Below are 391 nucleotides of genomic sequence, written 5' to 3' on the forward strand. Positions count from 1 at the left end.
CCCTTTTAAGATATTTAGAAACCATTTCATTGAGAGGATATGGCCATTGAAGAAGACCTACTTATAACTTTTGGAGCAGACATTATCCACTTACGACAATCTGAATTGCTTTTTGAGGAAAATGCAGCTCCCGACTACTATTTTCAAATTCAGAAAGGAAAAATTAAACTGACCAACCACAAACCCGGAGACGGTGAGTTTATCCAGAGCATCCATGAGGAAGGAGATTCCGTAGGAGAAGTTTTTTTATTCTGCAAACACCACAGATATCCTGTGAATGCTGTAGTATCCGAAGATTCATCAGTATTCCGGCTGGAGCGGAGCAAGCTCCTGAAATTACTGGAGTCCGATTTTGATCTTCAGCTCAAATTTCTCAGAAACTGTGCTGAAC

At 40.4% G+C, this 391-nt stretch carries 1 protein-coding gene; it reads left to right on the top strand.

Annotated elements, in window-relative coordinates; translation table 11 throughout:
- Positions 1 to 39 precede the first annotated feature (39 nt).
- Positions 40 to 391 (top strand): Crp/Fnr family transcriptional regulator (locus D7Y13_RS44620; protein ID WP_147452788.1); only part of this gene is annotated, 352 nt, incomplete at its 3' end.

It is taken from the genome of Corallococcus praedator (genome assembly GCF_003612125.1).
GTDB lineage: Bacteria > Myxococcota > Myxococcia > Myxococcales > Myxococcaceae > Corallococcus > Corallococcus praedator.